We start from the raw sequence: 1,855 nt of genomic DNA, 5'->3' as shown, positions 1-1,855 counted from the left end.
CGGTCCCGTGCCCGAGACGTACGACCAAGCAATGGCGCTCGGCCGTGAACTCGCAGCCGAGATGATTGCCAAGGGCGCGGCCGGTCTGATGGGGGAGCGAGCACAGTGAGCCCCACCACCCTTCCCGCCGGTCCGGACCATGGGCACGTCACCTTTCTGGGTGCCGGACCCGGGGATCCGGGACTACTGACTCTGCGCGCCGTTGAGGCGCTGGCGAACGCGGACGTACTGGTCGCCGAGCACGAGGTGCTCGACGTCGTACGCGCGCACGCCAGACAAGGCGTTGCCGAGCTCGACACCGAATTGGACACGCCTATTGGCAGCACGTATCCAGGCACAGGCACGCCTCAGCTGACGGTTGTTGACGGCGCGTCAACAACCGCTGGTGTACCCGCTGTGCGGGATGCCGCACATCTTGTCATGGAGGCCGCGCGGGGCGGCAGGCGGGTGGTGCGTGCGGTGTCCGGGGATCCCGGGCTCGACGCGTACGCCGCCGAGGAGATGCTGGCGTGCGCGCGCGCCGGGGTCCCCTTCGAGGTGGTCCCGGGTGTCGCCGCCGCCGTGGGCGTGCCCGCGTACGCGGGTGTGCCGCTGCGGGACGCGCAGGGCGCGGACGTCCGGTTCGTGGACGCCCGTACGGCGTCGGACCGGTGCTGGACCGAGGTCGGGGCGTCGGACGGCACGGTCGTCGTCTCGACGACCCTGGATTCGGTGGCCGCCGCCGCGGGTGAGCTGGTCGCTGCCGGGCGCAAGCCCGACACTCCGCTGACCGTGACCATCGCCGGGACCACGACGCGTCAGCGGACCTGGTCGGCCACGCTGGGGACCATCGCGCAGACGTTCAAGCAGGGCAAGGTGCTGCCGTCGCCCGACGGTGGCCGCCCCGTCATAGCCGTGGTCGGCGAGCGGGTCGCCGCCGCCCAGCGCGAGCAGTTGTCGTGGTTCGAGAACAAGCCGCTGTTCGGCTGGCGGGTGCTGGTGCCCCGTACGAAGGAGCAGTCGGCGTCGCTCTCCGAGCAGTTGCGGTCCTATGGGGCCGTGCCGCACGAGGTGCCTACGATCGCCGTCGAGCCGCCGCGGACGCCTCAGCAGATGGAGCGGGCCGTCAAGGGGCTGGTGACCGGGCGGTACGAGTGGATCGCTTTCACTTCGGTGAACGCGGTCAAGGCTGTTCGGGAGAAGTTCGAGGAGTACGGGCTTGATGCCCGTGCCTTTGCCGGGATCAAGGTCGCGGCGGTGGGTGAGCAGACCGCCAAGGCGTTGGTTGCCTTTGGGGTGAAGCCTGATCTGGTGCCCAGTGGGGAGCAGTCCGCGGCTGGGTTGCTGGACGATTGGCCGCCGTACGATCCGGTGTTCGATCCGATCGATCGTGTTTTCCTGCCTCGGGCCGATATCGCCACCGAGACCTTGGTCGCCGGGCTCATCGAGCTGGGCTGGGAGGTCGACGACGTCACCGCCTACCGGACGGTGCGTGCCTCGCCGCCGCCGCAGGAGACGCGGGAGGCGATCAAGGGGGGTGGCTTCGACGCCGTTCTCTTCACGTCGTCGTCCACTGTGCGGAACCTGGTGGGTATCGCGGGCAAGCCGCACAACGTGACGGTGATCGCGTGTATCGGGCCGGCCACGGCGAAGACCGCCGAGGAGCATGGGCTGCGGGTCGATGTGATGGCTCCGGAGCCGTCTGTGCTGAAGCTGGCGGAGGCGTTGGCGGACTTCGGGCTGCGGCGGAGGGCTTCCGCTGTGGAGTCGGGCGATCCGGTTACTCGGCCGAGTGAGCGGAGGCCGGGGGCTCGGCGGAGGCGGACCACTTAAGGCGTGGGGCGGCGGGGGTGGGGTTTTCCTCGCCCCCGCCGCC

1 protein-coding gene and 1 pseudogene are annotated in these 1,855 nt (G+C 70.1%); both read left to right on the top strand.

Translation table 11 applies throughout. The features are described 5' to 3' along the window. A pseudogene (locus AOK08_RS48020) lies at positions 1-109 on the top strand (hydroxymethylbilane synthase); the annotation flags it as partial. Further along, on the top strand, positions 106-1,812 hold the full coding sequence (locus AOK08_RS37435) for a bifunctional uroporphyrinogen-III C-methyltransferase/uroporphyrinogen-III synthase (protein WP_055534409.1): 1,707 nt from the start codon (positions 106-108) through the stop codon (positions 1,810-1,812). The pseudogene AOK08_RS48020 and the gene AOK08_RS37435, both read left to right, overlap by 4 nt. Positions 1,813-1,855: the final 43 nt, after the last annotated feature.

Origin of the sequence: Streptomyces graminilatus, assembly GCF_001418565.1 — a bacterium.
In the GTDB taxonomy this organism is placed as follows: Bacteria; Actinomycetota; Actinomycetes; order Streptomycetales; family Streptomycetaceae; genus Streptomyces; species Streptomyces graminilatus.
Note: the sequence above shows the minus strand (reverse complement) of the source record. Positions and strands in the feature narration are given on the sequence as shown.